General features: G+C 69.3%; 11 protein-coding genes and 1 pseudogene. 8 read left to right on the forward strand and 4 right to left on the reverse strand.

All coding sequences use genetic code 11. The features are described 5' to 3' along the window. Nucleotides 1-31 precede the first annotated feature (31 nt). The 3 genes from OG223_RS38520 (at nt 32) to OG223_RS38530 (ending at nt 3,766) form a co-directional block, all read left to right on the forward strand. On the forward strand, nt 32-1,492 hold the full coding sequence (locus OG223_RS38520; RefSeq protein ID WP_329258998.1) for an MDR family MFS transporter: 1,461 nt from the start codon (nt 32-34) through the stop codon (nt 1,490-1,492). 101 nt (nt 1,493-1,593) lie between these two features. Beyond that, nucleotides 1,594-2,298 carry a hypothetical protein gene (locus OG223_RS38525; protein WP_329259000.1) on the forward strand — a complete coding sequence of 235 codons (705 nt, stop codon included), beginning with the start codon at nt 1,594-1,596 and terminating at the stop codon, nt 2,296-2,298. A gap of 271 nt (nt 2,299-2,569) precedes the next feature. Beyond that, nucleotides 2,570-3,766, forward strand: coding sequence for an FAD-dependent monooxygenase (locus OG223_RS38530; RefSeq protein ID WP_329259003.1), 1,197 nt, complete (start codon nt 2,570-2,572; stop codon nt 3,764-3,766). A gap of 145 nt (nt 3,767-3,911) precedes the next feature. Here OG223_RS38530 and OG223_RS38535 read toward each other — a convergent pair. The 3 genes and pseudogenes from OG223_RS38535 to OG223_RS38545 all read right to left on the reverse strand — a co-directional run bounded on the left by OG223_RS38535 (nt 3,912) and on the right by OG223_RS38545 (nt 6,956). After that, nucleotides 3,912-5,179, reverse strand: a pseudogene (locus OG223_RS38535) (transposase). Next, nucleotides 5,173-6,342: a hypothetical protein gene (locus OG223_RS38540; protein ID WP_329259006.1), complete on the reverse strand. Its 1,170-nt coding sequence runs from the start codon at nt 6,340-6,342 to the stop codon at nt 5,173-5,175. Before OG223_RS38540 ends, OG223_RS38535 begins: the two are co-directional and overlap by 7 nt. After that, nucleotides 6,306-6,956, reverse strand: a complete 651-nt coding sequence (locus tag OG223_RS38545; RefSeq protein WP_329259009.1) for a DUF4158 domain-containing protein — start codon at nt 6,954-6,956, stop codon at nt 6,306-6,308. Before OG223_RS38545 ends, OG223_RS38540 begins: the two co-directional genes overlap by 37 nt. A gap of 288 nt (nt 6,957-7,244) precedes the next feature. Here OG223_RS38545 and OG223_RS38550 point away from each other — a divergent pair, with 288 nt between their 5' ends. Continuing rightward, a complete protein-coding gene (locus tag OG223_RS38550; protein ID WP_329259012.1) occupies nt 7,245-8,774 on the forward strand; it encodes a M1 family metallopeptidase in 1,530 nt (509 codons plus the stop codon). A gap of 145 nt (nt 8,775-8,919) precedes the next feature. Then, nucleotides 8,920-10,413, forward strand: coding sequence for a GTPase HflX (gene hflX / locus OG223_RS38555; protein WP_329259017.1), 1,494 nt, complete (start codon nt 8,920-8,922; stop codon nt 10,411-10,413). A 399-nt stretch (nt 10,414-10,812) separates the two neighbouring features. On the opposite strand, the gene OG223_RS38560 is transcribed toward hflX, so the two are convergent. Further along, nucleotides 10,813-12,042: a trypsin-like serine peptidase gene (locus OG223_RS38560; protein WP_329259022.1), complete on the reverse strand. Its 1,230-nt coding sequence runs from the start codon at nt 12,040-12,042 to the stop codon at nt 10,813-10,815. A gap of 580 nt (nt 12,043-12,622) precedes the next feature. On the opposite strand from OG223_RS38560, the gene OG223_RS38565 reads away from it, so the two are divergent. The 3 genes from OG223_RS38565 (at nt 12,623) to OG223_RS38575 (ending at nt 16,899) form a co-directional block, all read left to right on the forward strand. After that, on the forward strand, nt 12,623-13,132 hold the full coding sequence (locus OG223_RS38565) for a hypothetical protein (RefSeq protein WP_329259024.1): 510 nt from the start codon (nt 12,623-12,625) through the stop codon (nt 13,130-13,132). Between the two features lie 234 nt (nt 13,133-13,366). Further along, nucleotides 13,367-15,664 carry an IucA/IucC family protein gene (locus OG223_RS38570; protein WP_443073786.1) on the forward strand — a complete coding sequence of 766 codons (2,298 nt, stop codon included), beginning with the start codon at nt 13,367-13,369 and terminating at the stop codon, nt 15,662-15,664. Between the two features lie 260 nt (nt 15,665-15,924). Continuing rightward, the gene (locus tag OG223_RS38575; protein ID WP_329259027.1) at nt 15,925-16,899 is read left to right on the forward strand and encodes a GNAT family N-acetyltransferase; all 975 of its coding nucleotides are present in this window, start codon (nt 15,925-15,927) and stop codon (nt 16,897-16,899) included. The last annotated feature ends 140 nt before the right edge of the window (nt 16,900-17,039 follow it).

Below are 17,039 nucleotides of genomic sequence, written 5' to 3' on the forward strand. Positions count from 1 at the left end.
GTACTACACTGCACGGTGTAGTGTGCTCGCCGTGACTTCAACAGCTACGGCCGCACAGGCCACGACGCCGCCGGTGACCGATCGCCGGCTGAACCTGATCAGCCTCGTCCTGGCCCTCGGAGTGTTCATCACGCTCCTGGACACGACGATCGTCAACATTGCCCTCGACCATCTGCGCACGGTGTTCGACGCCTCGGTCGCCCAGACGCAATGGGTCGCGACGGGCTACCTGCTGGCTTTCGTGTCGGTGATCCCGGTGAGCGGGTGGCTTTCCGAACGGTTCGGGGCGCGCAACGCCTGGATGTTCGCCGTGGGCGCCTTCCTCGTCGGTTCGCTCCTCTGCGGCCTCGCGGGTTCCCTGCCCGAACTCATCGCCTTCCGGGTGGTCCAGGGGATCGGCGGCGGCATGGTGATGCCGATCACGCTCTCCATCGTCACGCGGGCAGCCGGCCCGGAACGCCTCCACAAGGCCACAGCCGCAGTCGCGCTCCCCGGACTGCTCGGCCCCATTCTCGGATCGGTGCTGGGCGGTGCCATCGTGCAGTCGCTGAGCTGGCACTGGATGTTCCTCGTGAACGTGCCGGTCTGCCTCGTCGCACTCGTGCTCGGCCGGTTCCTGCTGCCCGCGACCGCCGGACAGCGTGGCCACCGACTCGACGTTTCCGGCTTCCTTCTGCTCACGCCCGGCGTCGTCGGCGTCGCCTACGGCATAGGTGAGGTATCGGGAAAGGACGGCTTTGCCGCCGCTCGCGCCTGGCTCCCGCTCTTCATCGGTGTCGTACTGCTCGCCGCCTTCACGGTCCACTCCTTGCGCGCCCGTCGTCCCGCTCTCATCGACGTACGCGTGTTCGCGCGGCGCAGCTTCGGCCTGAGCGGGGTCATCACCTTCGCGAGTGGGTTCTCGACCTACGCCCTGTCGTTCCTGCTCCCCCTCTTCTACCAGCAGGTTCGCGGCGAGACGGTGCTGCACACGGGCCTGCTGCTCATCCCGCAGGGACTCGGCACGATGTTCTTCGTCGTGGCCCTGCGCAACCTCGCGGCCCGTCTCGACGGCCGCTTCGTCGTCGCCGCCGGTGTGCTGCTGACCATGATCGGGACCGTGCCGTTCGCCCTCGCGGACGCACACGGCAGAACAGCACTACTGCTGGCCGGGCAGTTCGCCCAGGGACTCGGCTTCGCCGCCACCACGTTCCCGGTGATGGCACTCGCCCTTTCGAGCCTGAGCCACGACGAGACTCCCCGTGGCAGTGCGGCGTTCAGCGTCGTGCAGCGCGTCGGCGCGCCCTTCGGCGTCGCGGTCATCGCCGTGATCCTGCAGAACCGGCTCGCCGGTGCCGCCACGGCGACGGACGGACTCTCGGCGTTCTCCGGAACGTTCTGGTGGATCGTCGGCCTCAGCGCCGTCCCGCTTGTCCTCGCCTTCTTCGTTCCGTCACAGAAGCGCACCGAGCCCGAGCCGGAGCCCACAGCGCCCACCGTCCCGGCGCAGTAGACGGACACATCCGGCCCGAAACGCGTCGGCCGCACCCGCCACCGGCGCATAACCCACCGTCGGTCAGGCCCGCCGGCCCCTCCATGGGAGAGGAATCACCCGTGCCCCAAGCACCCGCCCTCATCGGCAGCATCGTCGCGTCCGCTCTCGGGCGCCGAGCCCACGTGCTCGGCCTCCATAAGCCCGCCCCTGGCTTCCTGGAACTGCAGCTGCGCGCCGCCGCGCCGCCTGGCGGCTGGCACCCCGGCCACGAGGTCCAGTTCCGCGTCGCCCCCACCCTGGGTCGCCGCTACACGGTTCGGACAGTGAGCGGCCCAGACTCCGAGCACATCAGCATCCTCGCCGCCACCGACGCCTCAGGTCCCGGCACGGCGTGGATCCGCCGCCTGTGCCCCGACAGCCGCACGACGGTGCTGGCCGGCCGGCACCGGCCGCTGCGCGAGAACGGGATCCGCCGCCTCTACCTCGGCGACGGCTGCTCCCTCGGCACCCTCGACGCCCACGCCCAGCACAGCGACGCATCGATCGTGACCGTGGAGGTACCGGCGAACGCCGTCGCGCCCCTCGCCGACCGCTGGCCCCGGTACAACTTCCTGCCCGCAGCAAAAGCGCCTGGTGACGCACTACAGACCTGGCTGGAACATGCCCTCACGGGCGGCGAGTTGACGGATATCGACGGCGCTCTGCTGCTGGGTCACGCCCAGTCCATCCAGCGCCAGCGGCGTGCGCTCATCGACCACCAGAACCTGGCGCGCCGCGCCGTCACCACAAGGCCGTACTGGGCCACCGGCAGGCAGGGGCTCTAGCGCCCCGGCACGAGAACGAGCCGCAAAAGCTGACGGGTGGTAGCGCCGGCCTCATGCGTCACTTCCACGACCACAAGGAAATCCCCGTGCCCCCGTCCCGTGCGGAGCAAGACTCCGCGGGGCCCGCCTGCCTGTGGCCTGCGGAGATCGACTGCGCACCTTCGGGCGCCGCTCCGCACAGCGGCCCACCGCGCCCCCAAAAACAAGGAACCTCAAGTTCGGCATCTGGCTGCCCGACGCATCGACGCGGCGCGGCCAGGAAGGATCGACCATGACCGAGACACACCACCACCTCCCCAACCGCTCCGTTCTCGTCTCCGGCGCGAGTATTGCCGGCCCCGCGGTCGCCTATTGGCTGCACCGCTACGGCTTCGACGTCACCGTCGTCGAGAAGGCGGGCACTGTGCGCGGCGGCGGCTACCCCATCGACATCCGCGGCACCGCCCTGGAGGCGGTGCGGCGCATGGGCCTCCTGCCCCAGCTGCAGAAGGCTCACGTCAACACCCACCGCATCACCTTCCTGGATGCCGACGGCGGCACCGTCGCCGCACTGCGCCCCGAGAGCATGGCCATCGGCGCCGACGGTGACCTCGAGGTGCGGCGCGGCGACCTGACCGAGATTCTCTACGACGCCGTCCGCGACTCTGTCGCATTCATGTTCGACGACTCCATCGCCGCCCTCGACGACCGCTCCGACGGCGTCGAGGTGACCTTCCACAGTGGTGTCCGCCGCACCTTCGATGTCGTCATCGGGGCCGACGGACTCCACTCCAACACCCGTCGGCTGATCCTTGGTCCCGAGGAGCGCTTCCACCACTGTCTCGGCGCCTGTTTCGCAGGCTTCACCCTGCCCAACCACCTCGGGCTTTCCTCCGAGGGCCTGCTGTGGAACACCCCTGGTCGGTCCGCCGCCCTCTATGCCGTCGGCTCCGGCCAGGACGTGTTCGGGCTGCTCACCTTCAGGCGCTCCGACCCGCCCTTCGACGCCTTCCGCAACCCCGACGCGCAGCGCGAGCTGCTCGCCGCCACCTTCCCGGACGACCGTTGGGAGATTCCGCGGATGGTCGCCGAGATGCGATCCGCCGAGGACCTGTTCTTCGATGTCGTCAGCCAGATACGCATGACGAGCTGGTCCGCGGGCCGGGTCGCGCTGATCGGCGACGCCGCCTATGCGCCGTCCTTCCTGACGGGGCAGGGCACCAGCCTCGCCCTTACCGGCGCCTATGTGCTGGCCGGCGAGTTGGCCGCGCATGCCGACCAGGCCAATGCGTTCGACGCCTATGAGCGCGTGATGAGGCCGTTCGTGACCCTCAACCAGGCGCTTGCCAACGAGGGCGACACGGAGCTCTTCCCCTCCACCGAGCAGGCCCTCCAGCAGCGCAACGCCGCCTTGCGCACTCTCTCCGCCCTCCCCGCCGACCGGCCGCACGCCGAGTACAGCGCTCTCACCCTTCCCGACTACCACTGACCCACGGCTTCCGGTTCGCCTTCTTCACCTCCTGGGCTGGGCGAGGCTTGCGGTGATCAGCTCCTGCCCCGGCCGCCCCCGCCCGCCCATGCGGTCGAAGCCGTGCACCAGGCCCAAGCCACTCGGCGGTGGCGCCTGGTCCGGTTCATTCGTTCTCCACAGTGGATCGCGCGGACTGGTCAGTCGGGGCCCTGGGCACCGGTACGGAAGCTGCGGCGAGGTTGAGACGGGCGCCCATGTCGAGGTTCACCTCACCGTACGGCCGGACGTGGGACCAGAAGAGCGGGGTCAGGCCGCGCCGGTCGGCGGGTGTGAGGAGGTCCGCCCACTCCGGTTCGCCGAGGACGTCCTGGAGCATCAGGGTGTTCACGTAGACGAGAGCCGATTGCAGAATCCGCAGGCACAGCACGAACATCTCCTGCTCGTCGCGCCTGTTCGAGACGATCTCGCCACCCTTGCCGTAGGCGACCACGGAGCTCGCGCCGTTGGAGGACTCCATGACGTTCAGGCCCTCCTCGATCTCCCGCTGGAGGTCGCGCAGTCGCAGGTAGCGGGCCACGAAGATGGTCTTCTGGGCGCGGCCGACCTCCAGCATCGCCGCGTAGGTGGGGTGAGAGGCGTTGCGGGTGAAGCGGCGCGGGATCATCGCCTCCGTGGACGCGGTCCGGGTCCGGATCGCGGTCGCGTACTTGATCATCTGGTCGTACTGCTGGGTGATGAGTTCCCAGCGGATCGGGCGGGTCAGCGCCGGAGTCAGCTGCGGGTACGCGTCCGGTTCGCCGGCCACCGGCCGGTACAGCTTCACCTTGTTGATCCGCTTGATACGCGGCAGCAGGTCGAAGTTCAGCAGCCTCGTGATGCCAAACCCGATTTCCGACTGGCCATGACTGTCCGTGTAGTTGGTCTCCACGTCCATCGTGGTGCCGTGCCGCATCGCGCCCTCGATCATCGCGGCGACCTCGGACGCGGTCAGTTGATCAGCTGGGAGTGGATGGCCAGCGACTTCTTTTCCACGTGCCAGTAGATGAGCACCCCACGTCCGCCGTAGCGCGAGTGCCACTCCGTGAAGAGGTTCCGGTCGTACGCGCGTACGTGAGTGGAGTCGGAGGCGACCGCCGTCGAGCCCTGGCCCCACAACTGGGCGCTGCGGGCGGCGAAGGTGGCGTTCGCGATCTGGATGGCGATGGCGCGGGCGGCCTCGGCGGACAGGTACCGGCGGCGTACGTAGCGCAGTTCGTCCTCGGTGTGGCCGTGGCCGCCGGAGGCCACGGCTTTGATCCCAGTGTTCGTGCCGTACGCGTAGATCACCAGCAGTAGGCGTTCGGCCAGCACTTCCGCCGAGAGGCTGCCGCCGCCGGAGACGGAGGTGACCGCGTCCAGGCAGCCGGTGCGCAGCACCGCTTCCTTCAGCATGTCGACAAGCTGCACAACGCCCCAACGCCCCAACGCCTCTGCACCTCGGCCTTGACCCTGCGCAGGTTGCGCGGCTCGGGCTGGGCCTCGGCCGCCGTCAGCCGGATCACCCCGGACTTCCGCTCGGCGATGTCCAGCCAGGACAGCTTCGGCATCCCGTCGTTGAGCAGGGTCAGCTCGGCCGTCATCTGCTCGCGCAGCTCGTCGACGAACACCGCGGCGTCCAGCGGCTTGCGCAGCTCCCGGTAGTTCTCCGCCCGCCTCGCCTCGAAGTCCTGCGGCAGGTCCTCGTCCGGGTTGCGCCACTTGTCGGCGCCGACCACCCAGATCTCCTTGCACTTGAGCTGATCGCGCAGGGCCTGGAAGGCGACGACCTCGTAGACCATGCGCACCACCCGGCGCCGGCCTCGCTTGTCGGTGCGGTGGACGACCTCCGCCCAGTCCCCGCCCATCGCCTTGTGGACCGGCACCGTCTCACCCAGCGGGTAGTACGTCGTGTTCCCCGCATTCGCGTACCGCGCCACCAGCGCCAAGGCCTCGATCACCGGCCGGTGCGTGTGGTTGGAGGAGCGGAACTCCAGCACGTCCAGCAGTTTGATCAGCCCGCGCCGGTAGTGGTTGGTGTACGACGCTTTCAGCGTCGTCTGCACCGTGCTCCGGTAGACCGGACCGCGGGTCTTTAACTCGTGCACCAGCTCCCGCAGCGTCGCCTCGCCCCCGGACACCGCCGGGAACACGACCTGGCGGACCGTCCCCTCCGGGGTGTCGAGCGACGCCTCGGTGAGCTTGAAGAGGATGTTCTCCTTGCCCGACACCTTCTTGAACGCGTTGATGAGCTGCTCGGTGACCTTCTTCTCCGCCCGCGCCCCGATCCGGTGCACCGTGGAGATCAGCAGCTCCACGAGCGTGTCGGTGATCTCCCGCTCCCGTTCGTGCAGCAGTGCGGCCAGCAAGGTCACCCGCAGCGCCACCGGGTGCGTCCGCAGGTGGGAAGGCGACTCCACCGCGGCCCGCGCCCGCCAGCCGGCCACGACCTTCGGCGCGACGTCGATGAACAGATCCCGTGGCAGGCCGATCGCCCGCACCGCCAGGAGCTTGTCGATCTCGGTGAGCATCGTCTCCAGGCTCACGTTGCCCGGCGCTTCCTTGACCTTCGCCAGCACCGGCGGCGCGTCCTCGCCCTCCGTACCGCCGCCCGCAGGTCCGGCGTCGTCTGGTCGGCGCCGGCCACCAGAGCCACGATCTGCTCGATGCTCTCCACGGTCAGGCGCGAGGAGATCAGGGCAGTCAGTGACTCCTCGGCCGCTCGCAGAGCGGCCCCCACAATGCGGTCGCACCGGCCCGATGCGGGAGGCTCGATGCTCTCCGTGCGGCAGCGCACCAGCAGTTCCACCCGGACCTGCTCGGGCCTGCGCTCCTTGTGCGCGACGTGCACGGCCAGATACGCCGTCAGCTTCTCCGCGTCCGCGACGCTGCACTCACGGAAGCCGAGGTGCTCCCGGATCTGCGCACGGTGGTACTCGACCGTGCGGCCCGTCCAGTCGTAGGACTCCAGCTCCAAGGCGGGAACCTGTACCTGACGGGCGACGAACTCCACGGCCGCACCGGGCAGTTCTGCCCGGTTTCGGGGAAACCGGCCGTACTGCGTGTAGAACTTCAGCAGCACGGCGAACCCCAGTCGCGTCGCACCACGCTTGCCGGACACGAGCGCCTGCTCGTCCTTCAGCAGCGTCCAGTGCTCGACGAGTTGGTCCAGGTCCAGCGGAGTACGGGCCACGATCGACGATCGTCCCCGCAGAGCTTCACCCACCGCAGCCGTACGGCCCCGGACTCACCCACACGGGTGACGCCCTCCCAAGATCACCGCCGTTTGCGGCTGGTGACAGCATTCTTACCGGCACCCCATGAAGCACGCCCGTCGCCGAGCGCCCCCGCCCCCGAAAACACACCCCCGCGCACGCGCCCCCGGTCGCCAAGCCCCCGTAGCACCCCCGAAGGACCCCGTTCGAGTGGGCCGGGCGCGAGTCGTCGCCGTAGGGCACGTGTGCGCTGGTAGCGGTGGTGCATGCTGCTCACCCCTCGCACCGGTACGACCGGCATCGGCATCCCCCGTACTCGCGCCGGTGATCCGGTCTCACCGCCGCGCACCAGGAACTCCCGACGGCTGAAGGCGGCGCTGCTCGCCTCCGCCGTGTCCGTCTGTCTCGTCGCCGCGAGTGCTCCGCCCACGCCCCTGGGGGTCGGTGACCGGCTCTTCCCGACCCTGGGCAACCCGGGGTACGACGTGGCGTCGTACGACCTCTCGTTCACGTATCCCGGAAGCAACACCAAGCCGCTCCAGGCCGTCACCACCATCGACGCGTGGACGACCGAGACGCTGGACCGGATCAACCTCGACTTCACGCACGGCACCGTGGACTCGGTCGAGGTCGACGGGCGGCCCGCGACCTTCGCCAGTGCCGGTGAGGATCTGGTCGTGACCCCGGAGAGGTCGATTTCCGAAGGGAGCTGGACGCGGATCACCGTGCGGCACACCAGCGACCCCGTGTCCGCCAAGGGCCAGGACGGCGGCTGGGTACGCACCAAGGACGGGCTCGCGATGGCCAACCAGGCCGACGCCGCGCACCTGGTGTTCCCGTGCAACGACCATCCCTCCGACAAGGCGCTGTTCACCATCAGGGTCACCGCCCCCAACGCCTACACGGCCGTGGCCAACGGACTGCCGGCCGGCGTCGACAAGGTCGGCGGGAACACCACCTGGACGTACCGCACCCAGCACCCCATGGCCACCGAACTCGCCCAGGTGTCCATCGGCCGTTCCGCCGTGCTGCACCGAACGGGACCGCACGGACTGCCGATGCGCGACGTCGTGCCCGCAAAGGACGCCGACCAGCTCGAACCGTGGCTCAAGAAGACCCCCGACCAGATCGCCTGGATGGAGGGCAAGGTCGGCCGGTACCCCTTCGAGACGTACGGGCTGCTCATGGCCGACGCGTCCACCGGCTTCGAACTCGAGACGCAGACGATCTCTCTCTTCGAGAGAGATCTCTTCACCGAGCCCGCCTACCCCAAGTGGTACGTCGAGTCGATCATGGTGCACGAACTGTCCCACCAGTGGTTCGGCGACAGCGTCAGCCCCCGCACCTGGTCCGACCTGTGGCTCAACGAGGGACACGCCACCTGGTACGAGGAGCTGTACGCCGAGGAGAAGGCGCACCGGCCGATGGAGACACGCATGAAGGCGGCCTACGCGGCCTCCGACCGCTGGCGCGCCGCCGGAGGACCGCCCGCACTCCCCAAGGCACCCGCGCCCGGCCAGAAGATCAGCATCTTCCGCCCGAACGTCTACGACGGCGCCGCCCTCGCCCTCTACGCACTGCGCCAGGAGATCGGCCGCCCGGCCTTCGAACGCCTGGAGCGCGCCTGGGTGCACATCCACCACGACAGCACGGCCACCACGGCGGACTTCGAGGAACTCGCCTCCGCGATCTCCGGCCGCGACCTGAGCGACTTCTTCCAGGCCTGGCTCTACGGCGAGAAGACCCCGCCGATGCCGGGGCACCTGGACTGGAAGTCGCAGGCACCCGCGAAATAAGGCAGTGACGTGGCGATCCGCGCCGTGCGACCATCGTCGGGTCGGCGGCGCGGGTCACCCGGGGCACACCCGGCAGCCACCGGGAATCTCCGGAGGCGCTCGCACGTTATGACCTTTGCAGGACTCCCATCGACGTAAGGACCCAATGACCTCCTCTTCTTCCCCTTCCCAGGACACTGAGCGCCTCGCGCACGCCTACCCCGAAGGTCTTCGGGCCGATGCCCTGATGGAAGAGGACGTCGCCTGGAGCCACGAGATCGACGGAGAGCGGGACGGCGACCAGTTCGACCGGTCCGAGCGCGCGGCCCTGCGCCGTGTCGCCGGCCTCTCCACCGAACTCGAGGACGTCACCGAGGTCGAGTACCGACAGCTCCGCCTGGAGCGCGTGGTACTCGTCGGCGTCTGGACCACGGGCACGGTGCAGGACGCGGACAACTCGCTCGCCGAGCTTGCCGCCCTCGCGGAGACTGCGGGCGCCCTCGTGCTCGACGGTGTGGTCCAGCGCCGCGACAAGCCGGACGCGGCCACCTACATCGGCTCGGGCAAGGCCAACGAACTGCGGGACATCGTCCTGGAGACCGGCGCCGACACCGTCATCTGCGACGGTGAGCTCAGCCCGGGCCAGTTGATCCACCTCGAAGACGTCGTCAAGGTCAAGGTCATCGACCGTACGGCCCTGATCCTCGACATCTTCGCCCAGCACGCCAAGTCCCGAGAGGGCAAGGCGCAGGTCGCGCTCGCGCAGATGCAGTACATGCTGCCGAGGCTCCGCGGCTGGGGTCAGTCGCTGTCCCGTCAGATGGGCGGCGGCTCGGGCGGCGGCCTGGCCACCCGTGGTCCCGGTGAGACCAAGATCGAGACGGACCGGCGTCGTATCCGCGAGAAGATGGCGAAGATGCGCCGGGAGATCGCGGCCATGAAGACGGGCCGCGACATCAAGCGCCAGGAGCGCCGGCGCCACAAGGTGCCCTCGGTCGCGATCGCCGGTTACACCAACGCCGGAAAGTCGTCCCTGCTGAACCGTCTGACCGGCGCGGGCGTCCTTGTCGAGAACGCGCTGTTCGCGACCCTCGACCCGACCGTGCGCCGGGCCGAGACCCCGGGCGGGCGGCTCTACACGCTGGTCGACACCGTCGGATTCGTCCGGCACCTGCCGCACCACCTGGTCGAGGCCTTCCGCTCCACGATGGAGGAGGTCGGCGACGCCGACCTGATCCTGCACGTGGTCGACGGTTCGCACCCGTTCCCGGAGGAGCAACTGGCCGCCGTACGCGAGGTGATCCGGGATGTCGGCGCCACCAAGGTGCCCGAGATCGTCGTGATCAACAAGGCGGACGCGGCCGACCCGCTGACGCTCCAGCGGCTGATGCGGAACGAGAAGCGTTCCATCGCCGTCTCGGCCCGTACCGGCCAGGGCATGGACGAACTGCTCGCGCTCATCGACAGTGAACTGCCGCGCCCCTCGGTCGAGATCGAGGCGCTCGTGCCGTACACCCACGGCAAGCTGGTCGCCCGCGCCCACTCCGAGGGCGAGGTGATCTCCGAGGAGCACACCCCGGAGGGCACCCAGCTCAAGGTGCGGGTGCACGAGGAACTGGCGGCGGACCTCGCACCGTACGTCCCGGCACCGCTGGCCTGACCGGTCGTAACGCGGTAACTCGTAACTCCGAAGGCTCGCCCCACCCGGGGCGAGCCTTCGGACGTACAGGTGGCTTACCGGCGGGTCACTGACCGCCGTACGTCCTGCTCATGTTCTGGCGCCCATCGAGCCGACCTCCGTCGCGGGCGGCGAGCCGAGAAGCCCCCGCCGAGTGCGGCGCCGACCGTCTCCGAGCCGTCTTGGATCCACGTCGGCGTCGGTGTCGACACGGCGCAGGCGTACGTGCGGAACGCATGGTGCGATGACTGCTGTGGGGAAACCACTGGTCGGTTTCAACGCCCCACCACGCCAGGGGAGTTGGGGAAGAACGCCGGTGAGGCGGTGCGGTCTGTGAGACACCGCACCGACGCCCGTCCCCGACTGTGCCTGCCGCCGCGCCTACTGGCCGGCGAACTTCTTGCTGACCGAGTCGTACACACCCTTGGCCACATCACCCAGCCGCGGCCCCGCCAGCCAGCCCGAAGTCACCGGCCCGATCGAGGTGTTGGACACCAGCGACGGCTTGCCGTCGGAGCCCGTCTCGACCCAGCCGCCGCCGGACGAACCGCCGGTCATGCTGCAGCCGATGCGGTACATCGTCGGGTCCGAGGCGTTGATCGACAGGCGCCCCGGCTTGTCCGTGCACTGATACAGCGTCGAACCGTCGTACGGCTTCGCCTCGGGGTAGCCGGTCGCCGTGATGCTGGACACCTTCGGCACGGCCGGCGCGCCGAAGTTCACCGGCAGGGCCGAACCGACCGTCTCCTCAAGGGACTTGCCCCCGTTGCCCTTCTCGGGCGTCACATGGATCACGGCGTAGTCGTACGACGAACCCTGCCCGCCGGTCTCGCCGCCCTGGTCGATCCACTGCTGCGAGGTCTGCGCCCAGTCGGCCCACCAGACACCGTACGGAGCGACCTGGTCCCGGCTCGCGGTCTCCAACTGTGCTGCCGTCCGGCCCGCGTTGTTGTACGACGGCACGAACGCGAGGTTGCGGTACCAGCCGCCCTTCTTGCCCGCGTGCACGCAATGGCCCGCCGTCCACACCAGGTTGGACTTGCCCGGGTGCGCCGGGTCCTCCACGACCGTCGCCGAGCAGACCATCGTGCCCTCGGGGGAGTCGAAGAACACCTTGCCCGCCGTCGCCGCGTTGGCGTGGTACGTAGGCGACACGGCCTTCGCGTCCACCACTGCGGGCGTCGGGTCGGTCACGCCCTGGTCACCGGAGATGTCGTTGGTGTCGACGCCCGTGTCCGGGTCGTTGGCGTCCTGCATCCGGCCGGAACTCCACAACCCCTTGATGATCGGGTTGATGTAGTCGTCGGCCTCGCGCAGCCAGTCGTCCTTGTCCCAGTTCTTCCAGGCGCCGTCCTTCCACTTGTCGATGTCGATCCCGTGCTCTTTGAGCTTGTCCTTGATGTCGTCCGGGATCTTGATCTTGCCGTCACCGGTGTCACTGCTGGTGGCGGACGCGGTGGACTTGCCATCGGCCTTCGTGTCACTGGAACCGCACGCGGTCGCGGTGAGCGCGAGCGCCGAGGTGAGGGCAACAACGGCCAGCACGGGGGAGGTTCCGCGACGCGCGCCCCTCCCTCGACGGGCGGTGAAGGACGGCCGTATCGATCGCATGGTCTAACTCCCCCTGGGTGAACGGATGGTGCGCCACGGCTGTGATCTCAGCCGGAACTCATGGTGAGTTCACGCTGAACTCACTGCCTTCGGGAACGGCACCACACACTATGCGCTCGCTGTGGGGGACTTCCCACGGAACGGCAACGGTTCCGTCACGGCAAGGATCTTGAGGCGACCCGTAACCCCGTGGGCGGTGCGGGGTTGGTAGCGATGGGGGGCCTGCTGTCGATGCGCGGTCCCCTGCGCCCATGGCGACGCGCGACCTCAACTCGCCTTCGGACAGCGGGAGGGACAGAGAACCGTGGCCGACTCGGCGTCTGCGTACGGGAGATGGCGGCCCGGTGGGGGTGGGGTGCGCGGACTCTGCGGTGGGCGCGCGGTGGTGCGCGGGGTGGGGGAGGGAGGCGTGGGGCCTCGGTCGGTGCGCGAGTCGGCGGCACGGGGCTATGCGCGGGCCCTTTCCGATGTGCCGGTGCCGGTGCACGCGTGTGGCCTGGCTGCCGAAGGCGCTGACGGCCGCCGCTACTTGGACTGTGCTTCGGGCACCGGGACTCTGTCCGTCGGGCACAACCACCCCGTGGCCCGTGAGGCGATCTGCGGCGTCCTCGAATCGGGCGCCCCGCGCCATGCCCTCGACGACCCCAACTCCGAGGTGCCGAACCCCGCCGGAATGATCCGCACCTCCGCAGACGCGTTCCGCGCCAACCGACTCGCCATGGCCGCAGGTAGCGCGAGTCTCGCCTTCGTCTGCGAGAACGGCCCCGCTGGACGCGCGGCTCAGCTCAGCGCGCGGGTGCTTGCTCAACTCCGGCGGCTGGTCGGTGAGTTCGCCGGTATGGGGGATGTGCGGGGGCGGGGGTTGAAGACCGGGGTCGACTTCGTGGCTGGGAGCGGTGCAGGCGGGTGGTGCGTGTCGAACATGGTCGCGCTGCAACGGCCCGTGGACGGCCCCTGTCCCGTCGCCCCGGGAGTCGCCGGCGCGGTGGAGGCCGTAGCCCGAGGTCAGACTGATGGCAGCGCGGGCGTACTGGCGGGCGTACTGCCCGTCACTCCGAGTGGGCCGGGTAGTGCGCCGCAGACGGTGTGATCGATGCGTTCGCGTGCGTGGATGGGCTGCTACTTCGACGCATCGGTACGTCGATCAGTCGCCCAGTCGCCACTGGTACGCCGGAGCGACCGCTCTGGAGGGCAGAGCGCCACCCCGGACCAACTCGGCTTGGCCGCAGCACCAGTTGCAGAACACCCGAGCTCAACGCGCCCCAGAACACCGGGACTCGATCCCACCCGATTCCCACTCCGAAACACCTCCCGAGGAACAGTCTTGAATCCCACGCCCACCTCTGACGGCCACTCCTACGAGGCGATCCTTCGACACACGCAGACCCTGACGGAGTCTGCGTCGGAGTCGGTGTCGTCGTCTCGCGAGTCCGTTCCCCGGCAGCAGCCCCGTAGCCCGGAAGTCGGTCAACCGCGCGGCACAATCGCCGACCTCCTGGAACACCCCGACCCCCACACCGTCGCCCAGACCGCAGCCGTCGAGAATCTCCTGCGCTGCTGGGTGCGCGAAACGAACCTCCCCGCCCCCACCAACGGCACCCTCCTCATCCCCCTCCCTGCCAGCAACACGGCCCTGCTCGCCAAGGTCCACTACTGGTCCCCGACGGGCTGGCACCGTTTCGGCCTTCCGTATCTGTCCAACGTTCCCCACGGCGCACCACCGGCCGACGCGGTGACGGTCGCGGCGTTGCTCGCCAGAGAGACGGCTGTGCACGGCGGCGGCTCTGTAGCGGGTGCCGACACTGCGACCACCTCCGCGAGAGGGGAGGCGAAGGGCGCCGATCACGTCGCCGGGGTCGCCGACGTGTCGCCAGTCCCCACCGCCCTCTCGACTTCGGCACTTCCCGGCGCACCCTCGGCTGTCGACGAAGCGGTGACAGTGGCAGCGACGAGGGCATCCGCAACAGCACTCACAACGGCACCTGCAACAGCACCCGAAACCGTGACCGATCTGGTGGCCCGCGTAGCCGACTCCGTCCGCCGTACCGTCACCTTCGTCACCGACCGCCGCGCACGCCCGGCCGACGGTCCCGATCTCTTCCTCTCCGCCGAACAAGCTCTTCTGCTCGGCCACCCTTTGCACCCGACCCCGAAGAGCCGCGAGGGCCTCTCCGAGGCCGAAGCCCGCCTGTACTCACCGGAGTTGCGCGGCGCCTTCCCGCTGCACTGGCTGGCTGTCGCCCCTGCCGTGGTCGCCACCGACTCGGCCTGGACCGAACGCGGCCGACCTGTCCCCGCCGCCCACCTCACGGCCCGACTCGCCGGCCCCGAACTGCCGTTGCCCGAAGGCCATGCCGCTCTTCCCCTTCACCCGTGGCAGTGGCGCGAGATCCAACACCGTGCCGATATCGCGGCCTTGCTCGACGCCGGTCTGATCCAGGACCTCGGCAACCATGGCGCCCCGTGGCACCCCACGTCCTCCGTGCGAACCGTCCACCAATCCGGCGCCCCCGCCATGCTCAAGCTCTCCCTGGGCCTCCGCATCACCAACTCCCGCCGTGAGAACCTCCGCAAAGAACTCCACCGAGGCGTCGAGGTACACCGCCTGCTCCGCACCGGCCTGTCCCAGCACTGGCACGCCATTCACCCGGGCTTCGACATCGTCCGCGACCCGGCGTGGCTGGCCGTCGACGCGCTGGATGCGTATGGCGTCGACTCGGGGGAGCGTGGTGCGAGTGCGAGTGCGAGTGCGGGTGCGGGTGAGTGCGATGCCGACCTTGGCGCGAACGGTGTCGACCGCGTTGGCCATGGCGAGCGCGGTGCCCGTGTTCCCCTGGCCGGCATCGACGTGGTGATCCGGCACAACCCGTTCAGCGCGTCCGACGATGTGTCCTGCGTCGCCGGGCTCGTCTCACTCCGGCCGTACGTCGGACGCAGCGCCACCGCCGGTGGACCGGCGACAACCTCGCACACCGGCCACTCCGCGTCCGGCGCACCGCAGTTGCGGTCCCGACTGGCCGAGGTCGTCACGGGCCTCGCCGCGCGTACCGGCCGGTCCTGCGGAGCCGTCGCCGCCGAGTGGTTCCTGCGCTACCTGGAGCAGGTCGTCCGTCCCGTGCTGTGGCTGGACAGCGAGGCGGGGATCGCCCTGGAGGCACACCAGCAGAACACACTGCTTCTGCTGGACGGTGAAGGTTGGCCCGTGGGCGGCCGCTACCGCGACAACCAGGGTTACTACTTCCGCGCATCCCGGCGTGCGGAACTCGACGCCCGGCTGCCCGGCATCGGCGAACACAGCGACACCTTCGTCTCCGACGAGGTCACCGACGAACGCTTCGCGTACTACCTCGCCATCAACAACGTGCTCGGTCTCATCGGAGCGTTCGGCTCACAACGCCTCGCCGACGAGCGGCTGTTGCTCTCCGCCTTCCGCCGCTTCCTCGGCGATGTGGCCTCCGGTCCCGCCCGGTTGCGCACCACCCTGCCGGCCCGCCTGCTCGACTCACCCGTCCTGCGCTGCAAGGCCAACCTGCTGACCCGGCTGCACGGCCTCGACGAACTCGTCGGCCCGGTCGACACCCAGTCCGTCTACGTCACCATCGCGAACCCCCTTCATTGCTAGCCATCCCTGGCTACGAGGGCCACCATCAGCGGCCTCCCGATCCGACCACCACCAACGGCCTCCGGTTCGGACCGTCGGCAACTGTCTGCGGCTCCGACCGTCAGCAACTGTCTCCAGCCCTGACCAGCACCGGCTCCTTCCGACTTCGACCGCCACTGACCCCCGTCGATCCCGACCAGCGCCGACCAATCCCGACCACCACCAACTCCCTTCGCACCTGGGGAACATGACCCACCCCATCTCCTGAGAGGAGCGTCACCGTGCCTCCCATCGATGCGAGCGCCGACACCGCGACCGCCCCCGGCTCCGACCTGGGCACCAGCGCGAACGCGAGCCAATGCCCCGGCACGGACGGCGAGGACACCCTCGACCTCCGCCTGCCCGAGGAGTTCATCGCGCTCTGCGCCGAGGCGGACGCAACTGACGCGGTACTCCACCGTGCGGCAGCCTGCGACGCGGTAGTCCGCCACACATCCGCCCCTGGTCCGGCCGCCCTTGATCCGACCGTCCCCGATCCGGTCGACCTCGATCCCGTCGCCCTCGACGAGGCCGACACCGTCGGGCGACAGATCCCGCCACAGGACGCGGAGGACACGACCCGGCCCGCCTCCGACGCCGCGTCCGCCTCCGAAGTCTCGCCCAACTCCCATATCCCGCCCGGCGACGACCTCCTCGACCGCGTCGGCGACTGGGGGCCGACCCACACCCCCGCAGGCACCTTCCACCTCCTCCCTGTCCACATCGAACGCGACCTGCCGCTGATCAACCGCTGGATGAATGACCCTGCCGTCGCAGAGTTCTGGGAACTGGCCGGCCCTCAGGCACTGACCGAGGACCACCTGCGCGTCCAACTCACCGGTGACGGACACAGCGTTCCCTGTCTCGGCGTGCTGGACGGGACCCCCATGAGCTACTGGGAGCTCTACCGGGCGGACCTCGACCCCCTGGCCCGCCACTACCCCGCCCGACCGCACGACACCGGGATTCACCTCCTCATCGGTAGCGGCACCGACCGAGGAAGAGGGCTGGGCGGCACCCTCCTTCGAGCCGTCGCCGACCTCGTCCTCGACAAGCGCCTCACCTGCGCTCGCATCGTCGCGGAGCCCGACATTCGCAACACCCCTTCTGTGGCCGCTTTCCTGGGCGCCGGTTTCCGGTTCTCCGCCGAGATCGACCTGCCCGCCAAGCGGGCCGCCCTCATGGTCCGAGACCGTTCCGTGCGTGATCTGCTGTAGCGCCACGTGGGCGCGCCATCACTTTTGGTACAGCGCTCGGTCCGATCCGGTTCCCACTCCCTCGAATCGGATTCCGGCCGTCGTCGCGCCGCTCGGCGTCGCTCCGACCTCCATCTCCAGGGCCCCGACCTCCACGCACC

It is taken from the genome of Streptomyces sp. NBC_01478 (assembly GCF_036227225.1).
GTDB lineage: Bacteria > Actinomycetota > Actinomycetes > Streptomycetales > Streptomycetaceae > Streptomyces.

Coding starts and splice junctions, on each gene's coding strand:
- OG223_RS38530 (WP_329259003.1), top strand. CDS start 2,570: ATGACCGAGACACACCACCACCTCCCCAACCGCTCCGTTCTCGTCTCC.
- OG223_RS38550 (WP_329259012.1), top strand. CDS start 7,245: ATGCTGCTCACCCCTCGCACCGGTACGACCGGCATCGGCATCCCCCGT.
- hflX (WP_329259017.1), top strand. CDS start 8,920: ATGACCTCCTCTTCTTCCCCTTCCCAGGACACTGAGCGCCTCGCGCAC.
- OG223_RS38560 (WP_329259022.1), bottom strand. CDS start 12,042: ATGCGATCGATACGGCCGTCCTTCACCGCCCGTCGAGGGAGGGGCGCG.